Source organism: Geothrix fermentans DSM 14018, from assembly GCF_000428885.1.
Classification (GTDB): Bacteria; Acidobacteriota; Holophagae; order Holophagales; family Holophagaceae; genus Geothrix; species Geothrix fermentans.
Window position 1 is genome coordinate 67,413 of record NZ_KE386811.1, and the last position, 18,793, is coordinate 86,205.

An 18,793-nucleotide genomic window follows, 5' to 3' on the forward strand; every position below is an offset into this window, starting at 1 on the left:
TAGTCTTCAGTCTTCAGTCTTCAGTCTTCAGTCTTCAGTCTTCAGTCTTCAGTCTTCAGTCCTCAGTCCTCAGTCCTCAGTCCTCAGTGCTCAGTACTCGGGGCGCCTCTGGCGCCCCGAGTACTACTCCTGCGCCTTGGGCGCAGGAGGGAGCTGGGGGGCGACGGGAGCCGCATCCCCCTGGCCCAGGGCCAGGATGGGGAATCTGGGGGGCTCGCCCCACATGCCGTTGCCTCGCAGCAGGACGGAGTGGAAGAGGCCCCAGAACACCAGGCTGTCGGTGCTGCGGGGGTCCAGCAGGTAGAAGGCGAGGCGGCCCAGGGGCTGATCCAGGGGGATGTAGAGGGCGCGATCCAGGTCGGCGGGCGTCCAGGGCAGTTCCATGGGCTTCGACGCCGCCTCCGCCTTCCAGGCGCCCTGCAGTTCCAGAGTGAACACGCCCTGATAGGCCGACGGAGACAGCTTGCGGCGCGTCTCCCCGAAGCGGAGGAGGGGGAGATTCCGCGGCCTTGCGCGGCCCTCCAGTACCTTCAGTCCGTGGGCCTCCAGCAGGGGCCGCACCGCGGGGGCGAAGGCGGGATCCACCAGGTAGCCCGCGGGAGCCGTCACGAAGTCCTGCCCCTCGAAGCCCACGAAGCTGGGCAGCTCCAGGTGGGTGCGGGACTTCTCGCCGGTGAGGCGTCCCTTCTCGTCGCGGATGGGGTCCACCCAGTCGAAGGGGTACCGTTCCACCTCTTTCAGCTTCGCTGAAAGGGGAAGGGATACCGGTCCCTTCTGCCAGGCTTCGGTCCACCGCGCCTGGGCGCTGCCGACCTGGGCCCGGATCTCGGCCCGGTGCTCCACCATCCAGGTGAGGCAGGCCAGCACGAAGCGGCGGGTGTCGGAGATGCGGTCGGGCCAGCTGCGGTAGACGTAGCTCTCGGAGAGCACCGCCAGCCGGTTCCGCAGGGCGGGGTAGTTGGTGAGCAGCCGGGGGTGGGCGTCGTAGGTCTCCCAGGCCGTGGGCGGCTTGTCCGGCGTGGGCTTGTAGGGCACGAAGTTGCCGTAGTCGTAGGTGGGCATGCCCTCGGCCTTCAGCCGCTCGCGCACCTCCACCAGCATGCGGCGGTTGAAGGCCAGCAGGCCCTCGTCGGCGCCCAGGGTGCAGGCGGGGCCGTGGGTGAGGTGGAAGCCGTGGGTGCTGCCGTTGGTGGTGTGGAGGTCCATCACCACGGCGGGGTCGAAGTCCTGCAGCATGGCCAGCAGCCAGTGGGTGTTCGACGCCGCCACGCGCATGAAGTCGCGGTTGAGGTCCAGGCCAAGGGCGTTCTCGCGGCGGCCCACCCCGCTCTCCGTGGGGTTGGGCTGCCAGGGCCGGATGGCGGGGTCCAGGGCGTCCGTGCCGTCGGCGTTGTAGGCGGGCATGACCACCAGGTCCAGGTTCCGTCGCAGCCCGGGATGCTTTCCCTGCATCAGCTCACGAACCACCTGCTGGATGGCTTCCTTGCCCTCCACCTCGCCGGCGTGGATGTTGGCGTTCACGTAGACCCGGAGCGGGTCCTTTCCGGCGCCCTTGAGCCGCCAGGCCAGCAGGGGCTTGCCGGTCTCCGTGGCAGGGGGCGCGCCCTTCGGCCGGTAGGGCGTCAGGCCCGGCGCCTGCCTGCGCAGGGCCTCCATGAAGGTCCGCACCTCCGCCACCGTGGAGGTCCGCTTCAGCTGCGTGCGTTCAGGGACGGTCTCCGGCCACCCGGCGAGGAGGCTCGTCCCCGCCAGGGCCCACAGCAGGCGCCGCATGGATCAGCGGGCCGTGAAGGTGGTGTCCGCCGTGGAGGGGATCACCGCGGCCGGGGCGGTGGAGCCGCCGAAGAGCCCCTTGTTGTAGACCGTGAAGCTGGAGGCCAGGAAGAGCACCAGGGCCAGCAGGGCGGAGCCGCGCTTCCCCGCCGCCAGGGCCTTGGGCGCCGTCTCGGACAGGCCCAGGAGGACGACCACCAGCAGCAGCTTGATGTGGAAGTAGTGGCCGTGCTTCAGGGGGTTCTGGCCGCCCTGGATCATCAGGATGAGGAGGCCGATGCCCGCGACCAGCGCCAGCCGGAAGGACCAGGCCACCACCTTCGCCCAGACCGTCGCGGCCAGGCCGCGGATCTCCTCGCGGCCCTCCTCGAATCCGGAGAGGAGCAGCGCCACCACGGCCGCTCCGCCACCCACGGCCAGGGTCACGAAGTGCAGCCAGCGGACAAGGTTCACGGCCTCGAGCTTCAGGTTCATGATCGCCCTCGCGAAGAAGACCCCCAGGGTAGCAGCCCTGCTAGGCTCGATTGGTCAGGAGGAAGTCATGGCCAAGCTGCGCGTCGCCGTCGTGGGGGTTGGACACCTGGGCCAGCACCGGGGGCCCCGCTCCACGATCCCGCACAGCGGGGAGTGGGAAGGCGCCCCTGAATGGGGCGCCTGATCGCGGGCTGCCAGATGGCGTGGCCTGTCCGAGATAGCCGAGACTGTCCGAAGGAGAACGCATGAACAAGCTCAGAGTCGCCGTCGTCGGGGTTGGGCATCTCGGACAGCACCACGCCAGGATCGCCTCCTCGGCCCCGGACGCCGTGCTGGCGGCCGTGGTGGACCCCGATCCGGCCCGGGGGCCGGAGATCGCCGGGAAGTTCGGCGCACCCTGGGCCGCCTCGCTGGACCAGGTGCTCGCGGATGTGGATGCGGTCCAGATCGCCGCGCCCACGGGCTTCCACCATGCCCTCGGCACCCAGGCCCTCAAGGCCGGGAAGCACGTGCTGATGGAGAAGCCCCTGGCCGCCTCCCTGGAGGAGGGCGCCGCCCTGCTGGAGGCCCTGGCGGCGGCCCGGGCCTCCAAGCCGGGCCTCGTGGCCCAGGTGGGGCACCTGGAGCGCTTCAACCCCGCCGTGGCCGCCCTGCGCGACCGCGGTTTCAAGCCCCGCTTCCTCGAGGCCGTGCGCGTCTCCCCCTTCCCGGCCCGCAGCCTGGAGGTGGACGTGATCATGGATGTGATGATCCACGACCTGGACCTGCTGCGGGCCCTCGTGGGACGTCCCGTGACCGACGTGGTGGCCGTGGGCGTGCCCGTGCTGACGCCCTACGCGGACCTGGTGAACGCCCGCCTGAAGTTCGAGGGCGGCGCCTATGCCACCGTCACCGCCAGCCGCGTGGCCCGCAAGAAGGAGCGCACCCTGCGCGCCTTCGGCGACAAGGAGTACGCCAGCCTCGACTTCGCGGCCCAGAAGCTGGAGCTGCTGCGCCTGGTGATGGGCCCCGAGGGCCCCGAGGTGCGTCCCGAGACCGCCACCATCGAGGAGGGTGAGCCCCTGCGCCTGGAGATCGAGGCCTTCCACGCCGCCTGCCTGGACAAGGGCCAGGAGGGCGTCACCTGGGAGGAGGGCCAGGAGGCCATGCGCGTGGCCGACCAGGTGCAGAAGGCGGTCGCGAAGAGCCTGGCGGAGATACGGCAGGCGTGAGCGGGTTCTACGACCTCGCCTCCCTCGCCAAGCCCCTGGTGACGGCGCCGCTGGCGCTGGCCTTCCTGGACCTGGATGCGGACCGGCGCTGGGCCCTGGGGTTCCACGACCGCGACACGCCGCTCACCGTTCGGCAGCTGCTCTCACACAGCTCCGGCCTGCCTCCCTGGCGTCCCTACACCAGAGAGGCGCTGGCGGCACAACTGTGCCGGCCCGTGCCGGACCACCCCCTGCTACGCCCCGCCACGCCCGGCCTGGCCACCTACTCGGACCTGAACTACCGCCTGCTGGCGGAGCTGGTGGAGGCCGAGACCCGCCTGCCCTTCGCGAAGCTCGGCGCGGCCTCGGGCCTCAGTCCTGCGCCCTGGCGCGAGGCCCCCATCGAGCTGCCGGATGCCCCCGATGCCGAAGCCTGGCGCCTGGCCACGGACGTGCCCCTGCCCGCCCGCGACCCGCGCCTGCCCCAGGATGCCAATGCACGGGCCGGCATGCCGGGCCACGCGGGCTTCGGCACCACGGCCCCGCAGCTGGAGGCCGCCCTGGCCCGCTGGGCGGCCGCCGGCTGGCCGGCGCGCATGGCCGTGGAGGCCGCAAAAGGAGAACACGGCGCCCGCTGGGGTCTGGGGCTCCAGACTCTCTCCTCCGGCGGAGGACGATTCGGACAGTTGCTGTCGAGCCTCCCCTCGGGCCTGGGTCTCCATGTCATCGAGGACGCCACGACGGAGGCACCCGCCCCGGCGCCGGCCCTGGATCCGGATCCAGGCGGGGCCTCGGGCTGGTGGTTCCACCTGGGCTACACGGGCCCCGCCCTCTTCCACCGGCCCGCGGACGGCCCGCGGACGGAGCCTGCATCGCGCTCCTGCTCCACCGGGGCGGGCCGGGCGGGACCATGCTCGACATGGAGGCGCTGCGGGCCCGGCGCTGGCAGGTCCTCTCCCGTTTCGTGGGACAATGGGGCGGATGAAGCCCTTTCTCGTCCCCGCCCTGGTCCTGCCGCTCGTCTTCGCACCCGCAGCCCAGCCCCCGCTGAAGATCGGCCTCGACACCCAGGCCACGGAATGGATCGTCTCGTTGGAAGGTGGCGGCCAGGTCTGCGACCGGGCCGGGAAGCCCCTCATGAGGCTGGCCCCGGATGAGAAGCTGCGCATCTGGTGGGACAGCCGCGGCGCCTCGGATCCCACCAGCGAGTACCGCATCCAGGTGGGCCGCCCCATGGGCGCCGACGAGACCGCCGCCCTCATGGCCCGCCTCCGGAAGCTGGGGGAGCCCTCGGATCGCGTGAAGGTGCCCGACGCGGACACCTGGCGCGTGCTGGTGGGGCACTTCCCCGAGGCGGCCAAGGCCGAGCCCCTGTTCCAGAAGCTCCAGGACCTGGGCTTCGAGGAGCTGTGGGTGGCCACGGAGCCCCGCGACGCCCAGCCCCGCAAGGGCCGCGCCCTCTATGCCGTCACCGAGCGGTACGAGCGCAGGCCCCTGCCCCTCGGCGGCGTGTGGCTGAAGCCCGCGGGCGAGCTGACCGCCCTCCAGGGCAAGGGCCGCTACCGCGGCAAGGTGGAGATCTTCCCCAATGCCCAGGGCCGCCTGACGGTGGTGAACACGCTGGACCTGGAGACCTACCTCCGCGGCGTGGTGCCCAAGGAGATGGGCGCCTGGGAATTCCCCTCGCTGGAGGCCCTCAAGGCCCAGGCCGTGGCCGCCCGCACCTACGCCGTGGCCAACCGGGGCAAGCGCGCGGCGGACGGCTTCGACATGGGCGACACCGTGGCGGACCAGGTCTACGGCGGCCGGGACGGCGAGCAGTCTCTCACCGACCGGGCCATCCAGGAGACCGAGGGACTCTTCGCCACCTACGGCGGCAAGCCCATCCAGGCCCTGTTCATGGCCAACTGCGGCGGCCACACGGTGGATGTGGCCCATGTCTTCGGCGGCGACGCCCCCTACCTGCGGGCCGCGACCTGCTATCCCGCCAAGCCCCTCACGCTGCCCTTCACCGCCGGCGTGGCCCTCCCCCCCGAGGCTGCCCAGCCCTGGCTGAGCTGGGAGCTGCTGAGGCTCGGGACGGGCATCATCCCCCTGGAATGGCTCAACGGCGAGCGCCTGGCGCGTCCCGCCACGGCCGAGGAACTGGCCGCCCCGGTCCGGGTCCTCCAGCAGCGCCTCGGTCTCGAGGGGACGGACCTGGACCGGAGCGGCTCCCTGGTGCTCGCCCTGGCCCGGTCCCTGGGCTTCCACAGGGTGGTGGAAGGCCAGGAGCGCCCCCAGGACGCCGCCTACTTCCTTCCCGCGGAGGTCCCGGCGGGCGATCGCCTGCTGGCCGCCTTCCTGACCCGGCGGGGCATCGTCCCGGCGGCGCTCTGGGCCGCCCGGGAGCCCCTCACCCTGCGCCAGGCCCTGGTGGCCCTGGGACGCATGTGGCAGGACCTGGATCCCCTGGCGCCCGGCGAGGGCAGCCTGCTCATGGACCGGCAGGTGCGCCGGAAGCGGGGCGGCCCCGAACCCCTGGTCCTCTCGCCCCGGCTGATCCTCGCGGAGGAGGCCCCGGACGGGAGCCTGCGCCTGGTACCGAAGGCCGACATCCAGGTGGGCGACCGCCTGAAGTGGATCCCCGCGGAGGATGGCTCCGCCCTGGCGCTCGTGCGCCGGCTCGACCCCGATGGGGCGGCCTGGGACCGCTACAACCCCACGGCCCACTGGCGCGTGGAATACACCGAGGCCGACCTGCTGGCCCTGGTGCGCCGGCGCATGAAGGTCCCCGGCATCCGGGAGATCAGGGCCGACCACAATGCGGAGGGCCGGGTGCTGGACCTGGCCCTGGTGGACACCCAGGGGGCGGTCCACCGGGTGCGGGGCATGCACATCCGGGGCCTCCTGGGCCTCAAGGACAACGTCTTCCGTTTCCTCACCCTGGGCCAGGGCGCCCAGCGCCGCTGGGTGTTCTACGGCCGCGGCTGGGGCCACGGCGTGGGCATGTGCCAGACCGGCGCCTACGGCATGGCCCTGGAGGGGGCCACCTTCCAGCAGATCCTTTCGCACTACTACCCGGGCACTGAGCTCCGCCGGGTCGATTGATTTTCAACCAGCAAATCCCAATTAGGGATTGACGGGCTCCGCCGGCCGCCTCAGGTTTGCCTTCCTGGGGGGGAGCCATGTCATTGGACGCCTGGATCCTCGGCGCGCCGCTGAAGGTCTTGCGGCAGGAGGACCATCCATACCGGGAGACCACCCTGGCCACCCTGGGCCGGCACGAGCTGGGCCTGAGCCGGCGCCAGTCCGCCGCCGCGCAGCCCGGCTGCGAGATCTTCCTGGATGGCCGGTCCATCTACCTGCCCGGCGCCCCGGCCCCGGACCGGGCCTGGTTCGACCTCTGCCGGGAGCTGGGCTACGAGCCCGTCCACCACTGGGACTGGGACCCGGCCCTGATCCTCTTCCAGCAGGTGCTGCCGGCCCTGGCGGCGGACTGGCACGAGCCGCCCCTGAGCCTGAACGCCCACGGCCTCCCGGAGGGCGTGCTGAGCCTGGCCAGCCTCCGGCAGACCTTCGCGGAGGCTGTCTCCGACCTGCGCCAGGACAGCCTGGGACCCGTGGGCGCCAAGGTGGCCGAGACCTTCGAGTGGCTGCCGCTGCGCGCCGTGGTCTTCCATGACGACGCCCAGCTGCCTCTGGACTTCGAGGGCGCCGGCTCCTGCGGACGGGTCTCCCTCTGGCTGGGCATCCACCGGGACCGGGCCGTGGCCCTGGACGGTCCCACGCCCTTCGGCCCGGGGCTGCGGCGCTGGGTGGCGGCGGCGGGTTCCGGCGACATGGCGCCGGTGGAGGCCTTCCTCCGGGCCGCGGGCCTGGATCCGGAGCCGCCCAAGGGCTTCGAGGCTGCCTTCGACTCGGCCCTCCACCGCCTCTGCTACCGACTGGAAGGCCCCCTGGACGACTACCGGCGCACCTACCCCGTGGGCATCCCCTGGCACCACGGCCCGCGGGAGCGGCTCCTGGGGCGCACCATCGTGGACGTACGCCCGGGCAATCCCCCCATGCTCGTGCTGGACGACGGCACCGAGGTGGCCCTGGACACCGCGCCCCTGCCCTCCTGGGAGCACGGCGGGATCTAGGCTCAGTCCGCCGGTTCGGGCATGCGGTTCAGGCGCCGCACCAGGGCCACGATGAGCATGGTGAGGACCGCTCCGACGGCCGCGGCGGTCATGTCCTTCTGGGCGTCCCAGATGTCCCCCTGGGTGCCGAGGAAGGCGTCCCCCAGCTCGGGCGCGCTGAGGCGGGCCGTGGTGCTTTCGATGATCTCGTAGACGGCGGAGGCCGCCAGCACCACGTCGAGGGGCAGGTAGTAGTTCCAGAAGCCGCGGGTGCGGGCCACCCGCATGAACACCTCCCGCACCGGATAGGCCAGCAGGAGGCCGAAGCTGAAGTGGACGATGCGGTCGAAGGGGTTCCGCGCCAGGCCCCAGTGCGCCTTCATCCAGAAACCGATGGGCACGTTGGAGTAGGTGTAGTGCGCCCCCACCGCATGCAGGGCCAGGAACGCGGCGATGAGCAGGTAGCTCAGGTCCGACAGGGGAAAGCGGCGGTAGGTCCAGGCCAGGCCGCCCACGGAGAGGACCACCAGCAGGTTCTCCATGACCCAGTCGCCGGGGTACAGGGGCCGGATGGCGGTCAGCGCCCAGACCAGGGCGTAGGCCGCGCACAGCCCCTGGAGGAAGCGGTTCTCGCGGAAGGGGCGCGGGTTCGGACGGGCGGCATGGCTGAGCATGCCCCCCAGGTTACCCAGGTCCCGCGGCGCTGAGGCTCACGGCCGTGACCTTGTACTCCGGCGTCCCCGTCACCGCGTCGCGGCCCGGCCCGGTGGCCTGGTTCACGTAGGCCGCCACCGCATGGAAGGGGGCGAAGGGCTCGCCCCGCCGGACTCGGTCCGTGGGCCGGACGCGGAGGGTGAACGCCCCGTGGCGGCTGCGCACCTGGACCGGGTCTCCCGCGCGCAGCCCCAGCGCCGCGGCATCGTCCGGGTGGAGCTCCAGCTCGTCGTCCGCCCTCAGCTCGCGGTTGCGGGTCCGTCCCGTCATGGTGGCCGCGTTGAAGTGGAAGAGGGTGCGCCCGGTGTTCAGGAGGAAGGGGAACGCCTCGTCCGGCGTCTCCGCGCTGGGGGTCCAGGCCAGGGGACGCAGGGTGGCGCGGCCCCCGGCGAAGTGCTCCATGTGGAGCACCGGGGTGCCGGGGTGGTCCTCCGCGGGGCAGGGCCACTGGAGACCGCCCTCCCGGTCCAGGCGGCCGTGGCTGATGCCCGCGATGGCCGGCCACACCTGGCGCGCCTCGTCCCACACGGCGGCGGCATCCGCATGCCGGAAGTGGCGCCCGGCCTCCAGCCGCTCCGCCAGGGCGGCGAGGATCTCCAGGTCCGTGCGGCTCTGCCCCCTGGGGGGGACCGCCTGGCGCACCCGCTGGACCCGGCGCTCGCCGTTCATGAAGGTGCCCTCCTTCTCGAAGGGGCTGGCGGCAGGCAGGAAGACGGTGCCGAAGGCTTTCGCCGTCTCCGTGAGGAAGAGGTCCACCACCACCAGGTCGTCCAGGCCGTTCAGGTTCTCCGCCGTCACCCGCGCCTCCGGGTGGCTGAGCAGGGGATCGTAGCCGATCACCAGCAGGGCCTTCATGCGGCCCTCGCCCGCGGCGTCGATCATCTCCAGGGCATTGAGGCCCGGTTCCCCGGGCGGTTCAGCCCCCCAGACGCGCGCGTGGACATCCCGGGCCTGGGCCAGCTTCTGGTAGCCCGTGAGCCGGGAGGGCTCGCAGCCCATCTGCGCGCTGCCCTGGACGTTGTTCTGGCCGCGCAGGGGGTTCACCCCCGCGCCGGGGAGGCCCACGTTCCCCGTGAGCAGGGCCAGGTGGGCCAGGGCCGCGACGCCGTCCGTGCCCTGGCGGTGCTCGGTGACGCCGAGGCCGTGGAAGATCATGGCGGGCCTCGTCGCGGCGTAGAGCCGGGCCGCACGCCGGATGGCCCCGGGGTCGAGGCCGCAGATGGCGTCAGCCCGGGCGGGACTCCACTCCCGAAGCGAGGCGGCGTAGGCCTCCAGGCCCTCCGTGCGGGCCTCGAGAAAGGCGGTATCAGCGAGGCCCTCCGCCAGGATCAGGTGGGCCATGGCCTGGAGGAGGGGCAGGTTCGTGCCGGGCCGCAGGGGCAGGTGCACCGTGGCCAGCTCGGCCAGTTCCGTGCGCCGGGGGTCGATGACGATGAGCGGCACGCCAGCCCGGGCCCGCTGGCGGAGGCGGGCGCCCACGATGGGGTGGTTCTCCGTGGGGTTGGCGCCCACCACCATCAGCAGCCCGGCCTCCTCGATGTCGGCGTAGCTGTTGGTGGCCGCCCCGGTGCCGAAGGCCTGGCCCAGGCCCGCGGCGCTGGGGGCATGGCAGACGCGCGCGCAACAGTCCACGTTGTTGGTGCCCAGGGCCAGGCGCGCGAACTTGTGGGCCAGGTAGTTCTCCTCGTTGGTGGCGCGGCTGGAGGCCAGCACGCCCACGGCGCCGGGACCAGACGCGCGGGCCTTGCGCAGGGCCGAGGCCGCGGCGCCCAGGGCCTCGTCCCACGTCGCCGGTTCCCAGGTGCCGTTCCGGCGGATCATGGGCTGCGTGACCCGGTCCGGGGCGTCGTTGAAACCCCAGCCGTAGCGGCCCTTCACGCAGAGGTGGCCCCGGTTCACGGGCGCGTCGAGGGCGGGCCTCACCTCGCGGATGCGGCCGTCCTTCACGCCCACCTCCAGCTCGCAGCCCGTGCCGCAATAGGCGCAGGTGGTGCGGATCCAGCGCTCCGGCGGCCCCGCCGCCAGCCGCGCCACATCCTCGATGGCCCCCGTGGGGCAGGTGTCCGCGCAGGCGCCGCAGCTCACGCAGGCGCTCTCCCCCAGGCCGGGGGACAGCCCGGGCGCCACCTCCGCGCCGCGGCCGGTGAAGGTCCAGACATCCTGCCCCTGCACCTCGCTGCAGATGCGCACGCAGCGGCCGCAGGCCACGCACCAGGAGAGGTCCACGTCCAGGTAGGGATGGGCCGGGAGCCGCGCCTCGGGCCGCCGGGCCCCCGAGGGCTCCAGGCCATAGGCGTCCAGCAGCTTCCGGAAGGGCTTGCCCGCCAGCCGCGCGGGATCCTCCACGGGGACGCGCTCCGCCAGGCGCGCCAGCATGGCCCGGCGGAAGTCCTCCAGGGCCAGCGTGTGGGTCGCCACCTCCATGCCCTCCTCCACGGGCGTGGCGCAGGCGCAGGGAGGGCGGTCGCGGCCCGCCACCTCCACCTCGCAGAGCCGGCAGCTGGAAGCGGGCTTCAGGCGCGGCTCCGAGCAGAGGGTGGGGATCTCGATGCCGTTCCGCCGGCAGGCCTCCAGCAGCGTGGCGCCCTCGGGCGCCGCAATGGCGCGGCCATTCACCCGGAGGTGGATGAGGGTTCCAGTCACCAGCTTGTCTCCTGACGGAAGGGGCGCCCAGCAGTATGCGCCCCGCCTCGGAGACTTCAAGCCTGGCCGTGCTGCTCCCAGCGCACGTTGAAGTGGTCCAGGATGTGTTGGCGCTCCATGCGCTCCTGCTCGGCGATGCTCGTGTAGGGGTGGCGGAACACCACGCGCCGCACGCCGCGGCGCACCAGGGCCCGGCAGCAGGTGAGGCAGGGCTCGTGGGTCACGTAGGCCGTGGCGACTGGGCCGTCGCAGAAGCCCAGGGCGTTCTCCTCCGCGTGGCTCGTGTGCAGGCAGCGCTGGCCCGGCCTGCAGGTCTCCGGCGTGCAGTGCGGCATGCCCGGCAGCGCGCCGTTGAAGCCCGCCGCGGCGATGCCGCCGTCGCCCCGGAGGAGCACGGCGCCCACCTGGAGGCGGCAGCAGGTCCCGAGGCGGCTCAGTTCCAGCGCCATGTTCATGAAGACTTCGTCCTTCAGCTGGGATCGCGTCACTGAAATCCTCGGGAAAACTCCATCATCGCAAGAAATAACGGCCAGCGGACGGCTCTCTGCGCACTCAGGGGATACGGGCATCTTTGGAATAAATCGTGCATTTCGTCACAGCCCCGGGGATTCAACTGAAGTCGCTCATGCGCATAATAAAATATAGGCAGGTAATAAATGAACCTCCGACCTCTCCTCCTCCTTGCCGCCCTGGCCCTCTCCGCCCCCGCCCACCTGCGCGCCCAGGCCTCGCCGCAGCCCTGGGACCCCACCCGCTCGGCGGGGCGCTGGGCCTTCCAGGAGGTGGACGGCTCCTTCGTCTTCTTCGATCCGGGCACCCGCTCCCTCCGGACCTGGATGAAGGGAAGCGGCCTCCTGTCCACCCTCCCGATCGCCCTCCCCGAGGTCCGGAAGGCCGCGCCCGACCCCAGTCCCGCCCCGGCCAAGGCGCGCCCCGCGGCCACGGACTACGACGCCGCCGGGGCGATCCTGTATGGCATCCCTCGCCACCAGCGGGCCAAGGCGGAGGCGCCCCGGCCCGCGGCCCCGCGGGCCCCCGAACCCGCCTGCGAGGCGGTGCCCGAGCGCTGGGTGATCGACTCCTACAGCCGCACCTGGATGGTCTGCGACGGCCGCCTGGTCATCTTCACCAAGGACGGGCAGATCGAGCACGCCTCGGCCCTCCCGGCCCCCGTGGAGGACATGGCCGTGGGCCGCGAGGGCATCCTGCTCCTCTTCCGCACGCCGAAGCCCTATCTGGAGAAGCGCGACCTGAGGACCGGCGCCGTGCTCTGGTCCTACGGCGACCGCACCCAGCTGAGGGATGCCGCGGCCCAGCCCCTGCTGGTGCCGCTGAACCGCATGGCCCTCGGCGCCGACGGGACGGTGTACCTGGCGGAGGGTCCCAGCCTGGCCCTCACGGTGCTCGATCCTGTGCGCGGCCCCAAGGAGCCCGGCCAGACCTTCTTCACCTGCCGTGACGCCCTCCCCGGCCGGGCCATGCTGGGCTCCGTGGGCCGCGGGCCCATGCTCTCCTGGGCGGGCAAGGACGTGCTCTTCAGCGTCTTCACCCCGAGCCAGCTCAAGTCCTGCAACGCCCCGGAATCCAAGGGCCTGGTGCTCGCCCGCTTCGATCTGCTCAACGGCGCCCTGGAGTGGCTTCCCACGCCCCTCCCGGAAGGCCACCGTCTGGTGGGCCTCCTCGACCGCGAGGCGGTCTTCCTGGCGCCGGGTGGCGGCCTGGCCTACGCGCCCATCCACTGATCCGCGGGGCGAAGTTCCTCCTGCCATCCCGGCATGCGATCAGAAGCTCCGCAGGAGCTTCTGATCGGACATGAGAAGCAGGGGCGGGGAACGGCCCAGTGGTGGCCCCGATGCGATTCGAACGCACGACCTGCTCCTTAGGAGGGAGCTGCTCTATCCAGCTGAGCTACGGGACCCGGAATCCACAGTCTCTCACACTCGGCCCTGCGCCTCAGCCCCCAGGAGCCCGGCGGCTGCCGCGGTCCGGCCCTTGGGTTGATGATCTTTTTTTACCCATCCACATCCAGTCTGATCGCATCATAGCAACCCATCCGCTTCGTCCATGTGTCCCCCTTCCGACTATCATGGGGGGGGATCTCCTCCCCAGATTCCACACGAGACGTCCATGCCCCCCCGCTTCGATGCCCACAGCCACCTGCCGAGGGTCGGCGTCCAGGAGGAAGCCGTGCCGGGGCGGGACCACCGCCGCGTGGTCTGCGGGACCTGCGAGGCGGACTGGGAGGCGGTGCTCGCCCACGCAGCCGGCCGGGAGCACGTCCTCCCCATGCTGGGCCTGCACCCCTGGTTCGCGCGGGAGGCGGCGCCGGGCTGGGAGCTGCGGCTGGGGGCCCTGCTCCGCGCCCACCGCGTGGGCGTCGGAGAGTGCGGCCTGGACTTCGCGCGCAAGGACGCGGACCGGGCGGGGCAGGAGACGGTCTTCTGCGCGCAGCTGCGCCTGGCCCATGAGCTGCGCCGCCCCGTGGCCATGCACGTGGTGAAAGCCTGGGGGACGCTTCTGGAGGTGCTTCGAAGCGAGGGCGTGCCGCCCGCCGGAGCCCTGGTCCACGCCTTTTCCGGCAGCCCGGAGACGGCCCGGGAGCTCCAGGCCATGGGGGTCTTCCTGTCCTTTTCCGGCGACCTCCTGAAACCCGAGCGCCAGGGCGCGCGGGACGCCCTGCAGGCCGCAGCGGCGGACCACCTCCTCCTGGAGACGGATGGCACGGCGGACCTGGAGCGCGTGATCGAGGCCGCGGCCAGCCTCCGCAGCACCTCCGTGACCGATCTTGAGCTCCTGACCTGGGACAATGCGAGGCGGTGTTTCAGGGAGCTGATGGCATGAGGTGGTATTCCCGCAGTGAGCTGCTGCTCGGCGAGGCGGCTCTGGAGCGGCTGCGTGCCGCGCGTGTGGCGGTCTTCGGTCTGGGCGGCGTGGGCTCCTTCGCCGTGGAGGCCCTGGTCCGGGCAGGCGTGGGGCACCTGCGCCTGGTGGACCACGACGTCGTCGGCCCCAGCAACCTCAACCGCCAGCTCTTCGCCCTGCGCTCCACCCTCGGCCAGCCCAAGGCCGAGGTGGCCGCCGCCCGGGTGCGGGACATCAACCCCGACTGCGAGGTGGAGCCCCGCATCACCTTCATCCACACGGACACCCTGCCGGAGCTGCTCACGCCGCGGCCCGACGTGATGATCGACGCCATCGACTCCATGACCTGCAAGGTGGCCCTCATGCGCACCGCGCACGAGCAGGGCCTTCCGATCATCTCGGCCATGGGCGCCGGCGGCCGCACCGACAGCAGCCAGATCCGCGTGGGCGACCTCAGCGATACGCGCCTGTGCCCGCTGGCGGCGCGGGTGCGCAAGGAGCTGCGCAAGGCGGGCATCACCACAGGCATCCGCTGCGTGTATTCCCTGGAGCCCGCCGACAACAAGCGCCCCGCCAACCCCATCGACATCGAGCCCCACCGCGGTCCCGGCCGCCAGCGCCGGCCCGTGGGCACCATCTCGTACATGCCCGCCATCGTGGGGATGAAGGTGGCCGAGGAGGCGCTGCGGCTGCTGCTGGATCAGGCCTGACCGCCCTCCAGGGCCTGCCGCAGGACCGCCTGGAACTGGCCGCCCTGGTAGGGCTTCGCCAGGAAGCCCGCCAGGCCCCGGCCCAGGAAGTCCCCCAGCACGTCCTGCTCGCTGTAGCCGCTGGTGAGCACCACCGGCACCTCCGGATCCACCTCGTGCATGCGGAGGAAGGCCTGCCGCCCGTCCATGTGGGGCATGGTCAGGTCCATGAGGACGGCCCGGATCTCCGTGTGGCGCAGCTCGAACAGCGTCACGGCCTCCTGGCCGTCGGCGGCCTCCAGCACCTGGAAGCCGGAGGCCTCGGCCAGGGCCCGGGCCACGGCCCGGGCGGCGGGCTCATCGTCCACGATCAGCAGCACCCCGTGGCCCTGCCAGTCCACCCCGATGCGCCGGGGTGGCTGGGCCTCGTGCTCGTGGACCAGGGCGGGCAGGTAGAGCTTGAAGACGGACCCCCGGCCCACCTCGCTGTAGACCTTGAGGCTGCCATGGTGGCTCCGCAGGATGCCCAGCATGGCGGAGAGGCCCAGGCCCCGGCCCGTGAACTTGGTGGTGAAGAAGGGGTCGAAGATCCGGTCCCGCACTTCCGGCGCCATGCCGCAGCCCGTGTCGCTCACCTCCAGCGTCACGTAGGTGCCCGCCGCCAGGGGCAGGGCCGGCAGGAGGCCGCCGTTGGTCGCCTCGTCCACGCTCTGCACGCCGGTCCGCACGGTGATGAGCCCACTGGCCTCCTCCCCGATGGCCTCTGAGGCGTTGGTGACCAGGTTCATGACGAGCTGCTGCACCTGCGAGGGATCGGCGGAAATCGTGGGCAGGCTGTGGGCCAGGTCATAGCGCACCATCGCCTTCTTGGAGATGGACACGGTGAGGAGCTGGGTCATCTCCACCACCAGGCGGTTCAGGTCCACCTCGACGACCTGCAGGCGGCCCTTGCCCGCGTAGGCCAGCAGCTGCCGGGTGAGGTCCGCGGCCCTGAGCGTGGCCTGTTCGATCTGGCGCAGGTAGGGCAGCGCCGGACTCTCCGGGGGCAGGTGCATGGCCCCCAGGTTCGCGTTGCCGAGGATGGTGGTGAGCAGGTTGTTGAAGTCGTGGGCGATGCCGCCGGAGAGGACGCCGAGGCTCTCCAGCTTCTGGGATTGCCGCAGCGCATCCTCGGCCTCCTTGCGCTGGGTGATGTCGGCCCGGATGGCCACGAACTGCACGGGCCGCCCATCCTCCCCCAGGAAGGGGACGATGGTGGTGTCCACCCAGTAGTGGCTTCCATCCTTCGCGCGGTTCTTGATCTCGCCCTTCCAGACCTTCCCCGCCAGGATCGTCCGCCAGAGCTGGGCCATGAAGGCCCTGGAGTGGTGGCCCGAGTTGATGATGCGGTGGTCCTGACCCAGCAGCTCCTCGCGCTCGTACTTGGAGATGGCGCAGAACTTCTCGTTCACATAGGTGATGCGGCCCCGGGCATCGGTGACCGCCACGATGGCGTGCTCGTCCAGGGCCCGCTTGAAGTCCTCCAGCTCCCGCAGGATCCGGGCGAGGCGCGAACCTGGCCTGCCCAGCCCCCCGGGATCCGTGGGCTCGTCTTCCGGGCCTTGGCTGGTTCCCTGCCGAAACGTCACGAAGGGTCCTCTTCAAGCTGGTTGGGGGCCATTCAGACCAAGACTCAATATAGACATTTTGATCCACTAGGCAAGATAGGCCCAAAGCACGAGAGGAGCCTCAGCCTCAGGGATGGGGTCCGGGGCCCGCAGGCAGTCCGCAGGGGAACTGGTATCGTTCAGGATCCACCAGCTCCACCGATTCCCGCATGCTCCCCGCCTTTCTCGCCAGCCTCCGACTCCCGAACCTGCAGGCCCTGGATGACCACCTGATCCACCTGGCTGGACAGCCCGGGTGGACGGGCCTCCGGCGGTCCGCTGCGGAGTTCTGGTACTTCGGCCTGAAGGAGGCGCGGGCCTGCCTCTTCGCGGGGCTCTTCTTCTGCGCGGTCTTCACGATGCCCCGCGGGGGCATCCTGGGCCTGCCCCGCTACGACCTGCTGCTCCTGGTGGCCCTGGCCATCCAGGGGTGGATGGTCGCGTCCCGGCTCGAGACCTTCGATGAGCTCAAGGCCATCACGCTCTTCCACGGCATCGGATTCGCGCTGGAGGCCTTCAAGACCTCCCCGGGCATCCACGCCTGGGCTTACCAGGACTTCGCGTACACCAAGGTCCTCGGCGTGCCCCTCTTCTCGGGGTTCATGTACGCCGCCATCGGCAGCTACCTCATCCAGGCCTGGCGCCTCCTCCACGTCCGCGTCATCCACCACCCCCCCTACTGGATGGCCTGGACGCTGGCCACGCTGATCTACGCCAACTTCTTCACCCACCACTTCCTCGGCGACATCCGCTGGTACCTGGCCGCCTGTGCCCTGGGCCTCTACGCCCGGTCCACCGTGGTGTTCCGCCCCTTGGACCGGGACCGCAGGATGCCCCTGCTGGTGGCTTTCGTGCTGATCGGATTCTTCATCTGGCTGGCCGAGAACCTCAGTACTTTCTTCCGGATCTGGACCTATCCGAACCAGCTCGGGGCCTGGTCCCGGGTGCATGTCGGCAAGTGGAGCTCCTGGTCGCTCCTCATCATCATGACCTTCACCATCGTGGCGAACCTCAAGCACATCAAGGAACGGATCCACGTCCCGGAATGAGACCCGGGGCGCCCTATCGCCCTGTCGGAGCCTGGTACTCCTGGTAAGTCCCCTGGAAATCCTCGATGCCGTCATCGGTGAGGTGCCAGATGCGGGTGGCCACCTCGTCGATGATGTCCTCGTCGTGGGTCACGAAGAGGATGGTGCCCTCGTAGCGCTGCAGCGCGTCGTTCAGCGCGATCACGGCTTCCAGGTCCAGGTGGTTGGTGGGCTCGTCCAGCACCAGGATGTTGGGCTTCTGCAGCATGAGCTTGCAGAAGAGCAGGCGGCAGGACTCTCCGCCGCTCAGCACGTCCGTCATCTTGTTGCCCTCTTCACCGCGGAAGAGCATCTGGCCCATGACGCCGCGGATCTGCTCCTTGGTGGCGTCGGGGTCGAACTGGTGCAGCCAGGTCACCAGTTCGTAGCCCTTGGGGATGCTCTCGGCGAAGTCCTGGGAGAAGTAGCCCACGTTGGCCTCGTGGCCCCACTTCACCTCGCCGCCGTCGAGCTTCAGGCCCAGTTCCGTGACCTGGGGCGCGTTGGCCAGCAGGGCATTGAGCAGCGTGGTCTTGCCGATGCCGTTGCGGCCCATGACCGCGATCTTCTCGCCGCGCTGCACCATGGCCGTGAAGCCCTTGATGACCTCGTGGCGGCCCCCCGTTCCATCCTTGTCGGTGTCGTAGCCCTTCTTCACGCCCTCGAACTCCAGGGCGTAGCGGCCGCCGGGCTTGCCGATGTTGAACTTGATGAAGGGGCGCTGGATGTTGCTGCGCGCCAGATCGCTGGGCTGGAGGCGCTCCACCTCCTTGCGGCGGCTGTTCACCTGGCTGCTGCGGGTGCCCGCCGCGAAGCGCTGGATGAACTCGTTGAGCTGGGCGATCTTCTTCTCGCGCTGGGCGTTCTCGGACTCGATGCGGCTGCGCACCTGCATCTTGGCCATGACCATGTCGTCGTAGCCGCCGGTGTACTGGATGATCGTCTGGTAGTCGATGTCGGCGATGTGCGTGCAGACGTTGTTCAGGAAGTGGCGGTCGTGGGAGATCACCACCACCGTGCCCTTGTAGCGGTCCAGGAACTCCTCCAGCCAGTGGATGGAGTCCAGGTCCAGGTGGTTGGTGGGCTCGTCCAGCAGCAGGGCCTCGGGGTTGCCGAAGAGGGCCTGGGACAGCAGCACGCGCACCTTCTGGCCGCCCTGCAGCTCGCCCATCTTCCGGTCATGCAGCGCCTCTGGAATGCCCAACCCATCCAGCAGGACGGCTGCATCACTCTCAGCCGTGTAGCCGTCCTCGTCGGCCACGATGCCCTCCAGCTCGGCCACGCGCATGCCGTCCTCGTCGGTCATCTCGGCCTTCTCGTAGATGGCATCCCGCTCCTGGAGCGCCTTCCAGAGCCCCGCGTTGCCCATGATCACCGTATCGATCACGCGGAACGCATCGAAGGCGAACTGGTCCTGACGCAGGATGCCCATCTTGCGGGGACGGATGACGTTCCCCATCTGCTGCTCCAGCTCGCCCGACAGGATCTTCATGAAGGTCGACTTCCCCGCCCCGTTCGGCCCCGTCAGGCCGTAGCGCCGGCCCGGGTTGAAGGTGGTGGTGACATCCTCGAAGAGGATCTTTGCGCCATAGCGCATGGTGACATTCTGGACTGCAAGCATGGAATCTCCCG

14 protein-coding genes, 1 tRNA gene and 1 pseudogene are annotated in these 18,793 nt (G+C 70.8%); 8 read left to right on the top strand and 8 right to left on the bottom strand.

The features are described from left to right. Window positions 1-123 precede the first annotated feature (123 nt). Window positions 124-1,773 (bottom strand): M14 family zinc carboxypeptidase, encoded by a 1,650-nt coding sequence (locus G398_RS0114440; RefSeq protein ID WP_026854123.1) that lies wholly within the window; start codon window positions 1,771-1,773, stop codon window positions 124-126. Between the two features lie 3 nt (window positions 1,774-1,776). Beyond that, window positions 1,777-2,247 carry a hypothetical protein gene (locus tag G398_RS0114445; protein WP_026854124.1) on the bottom strand — a complete coding sequence of 157 codons (471 nt, stop codon included), beginning with the start codon at window positions 2,245-2,247 and terminating at the stop codon, window positions 1,777-1,779. A 245-nt stretch (window positions 2,248-2,492) separates the two neighbouring features. Between G398_RS0114445 and G398_RS0114455 the strand changes: the two genes are divergently transcribed. From G398_RS0114455 to G398_RS0114470, 4 genes and pseudogenes are all read left to right on the top strand, one after another. Beyond that, window positions 2,493-3,458, top strand: coding sequence for a Gfo/Idh/MocA family protein (locus tag G398_RS0114455; RefSeq protein WP_026854126.1), 966 nt, complete (start codon window positions 2,493-2,495; stop codon window positions 3,456-3,458). A gap of 38 nt (window positions 3,459-3,496) precedes the next feature. Continuing rightward, window positions 3,497-4,276: pseudogene (locus G398_RS21730) on the top strand (serine hydrolase domain-containing protein); the annotation flags it as partial. A 142-nt stretch (window positions 4,277-4,418) separates the two neighbouring features. Beyond that, the gene (locus tag G398_RS22070; RefSeq protein WP_052572062.1) at window positions 4,419-6,527 is read left to right on the top strand and encodes a SpoIID/LytB domain-containing protein; all 2,109 of its coding nucleotides are present in this window, start codon (window positions 4,419-4,421) and stop codon (window positions 6,525-6,527) included. Between the two features lie 77 nt (window positions 6,528-6,604). Further along, entirely contained in the window at window positions 6,605-7,561 is a 957-nt protein-coding gene (locus G398_RS0114470) for a hypothetical protein (protein WP_157492441.1), read from the top strand. A gap of 2 nt (window positions 7,562-7,563) precedes the next feature. On the opposite strand, the gene G398_RS18780 is transcribed toward G398_RS0114470, so the two are convergent. The 3 genes from G398_RS18780 to G398_RS0114485 are packed head-to-tail and all read right to left on the bottom strand — an operon-like array spanning window position 7,564 to window position 11,385. Then, window positions 7,564-8,214, bottom strand: a complete 651-nt coding sequence (locus G398_RS18780; RefSeq protein ID WP_052572063.1) for a DUF2238 domain-containing protein — start codon at window positions 8,212-8,214, stop codon at window positions 7,564-7,566. 10 nt (window positions 8,215-8,224) lie between these two features. Beyond that, window positions 8,225-10,897, bottom strand: a complete 2,673-nt coding sequence (gene fdhF / locus G398_RS0114480; protein ID WP_043485504.1) for a formate dehydrogenase subunit alpha — start codon at window positions 10,895-10,897, stop codon at window positions 8,225-8,227. 56 nt (window positions 10,898-10,953) lie between these two features. Further along, entirely contained in the window at window positions 10,954-11,385 is a 432-nt protein-coding gene (locus tag G398_RS0114485; protein ID WP_026854130.1) for a deoxycytidylate deaminase, read from the bottom strand. A gap of 168 nt (window positions 11,386-11,553) precedes the next feature. Here G398_RS0114485 and G398_RS0114490 point away from each other — a divergent pair, with 168 nt between their 5' ends. Further along, on the top strand, window positions 11,554-12,639 hold the full coding sequence (locus tag G398_RS0114490; protein ID WP_026854131.1) for a hypothetical protein: 1,086 nt from the start codon (window positions 11,554-11,556) through the stop codon (window positions 12,637-12,639). A 99-nt stretch (window positions 12,640-12,738) separates the two neighbouring features. Here the strand turns inward: G398_RS0114490 and G398_RS0114495 are convergent. Beyond that, window positions 12,739-12,815, bottom strand: a tRNA-Arg gene (locus G398_RS0114495). 209 nt (window positions 12,816-13,024) lie between these two features. Between G398_RS0114495 and G398_RS19990 the strand changes: the two genes are divergently transcribed. Together G398_RS19990 and G398_RS0114505 are read left to right on the top strand one after the other, a co-directional pair. Beyond that, on the top strand, window positions 13,025-13,738 hold the full coding sequence (locus tag G398_RS19990; RefSeq protein ID WP_052572064.1) for a TatD family hydrolase: 714 nt from the start codon (window positions 13,025-13,027) through the stop codon (window positions 13,736-13,738). After that, window positions 13,735-14,469 carry a tRNA threonylcarbamoyladenosine dehydratase gene (locus G398_RS0114505; protein WP_026854132.1) on the top strand — a complete coding sequence of 245 codons (735 nt, stop codon included), beginning with the start codon at window positions 13,735-13,737 and terminating at the stop codon, window positions 14,467-14,469. Before G398_RS19990 ends, G398_RS0114505 begins: the two co-directional genes overlap by 4 nt. Here G398_RS0114505 and G398_RS18790 read toward each other — a convergent pair. Beyond that, window positions 14,460-16,076, bottom strand: coding sequence for a hybrid sensor histidine kinase/response regulator (locus G398_RS18790; protein ID WP_052572065.1), 1,617 nt, complete (start codon window positions 16,074-16,076; stop codon window positions 14,460-14,462). The two genes, G398_RS0114505 and G398_RS18790, sit on opposite strands and share 10 nt — an antisense overlap. A gap of 188 nt (window positions 16,077-16,264) precedes the next feature. On the opposite strand from G398_RS18790, the gene G398_RS0114515 reads away from it, so the two are divergent. Continuing rightward, window positions 16,265-17,143 (top strand): DUF817 domain-containing protein, encoded by an 879-nt coding sequence (locus G398_RS0114515; protein ID WP_084512791.1) that lies wholly within the window; start codon window positions 16,265-16,267, stop codon window positions 17,141-17,143. Window positions 17,144-17,156: 13 nt separating this feature from the next. Here G398_RS0114515 and G398_RS0114520 read toward each other — a convergent pair whose 3' ends face one another. Next, on the bottom strand, window positions 17,157-18,782 hold the full coding sequence (locus G398_RS0114520) for an ATP-binding cassette domain-containing protein (RefSeq protein ID WP_026854134.1): 1,626 nt from the start codon (window positions 18,780-18,782) through the stop codon (window positions 17,157-17,159). Between the last annotated feature and the right edge of the window lie 11 nt (window positions 18,783-18,793).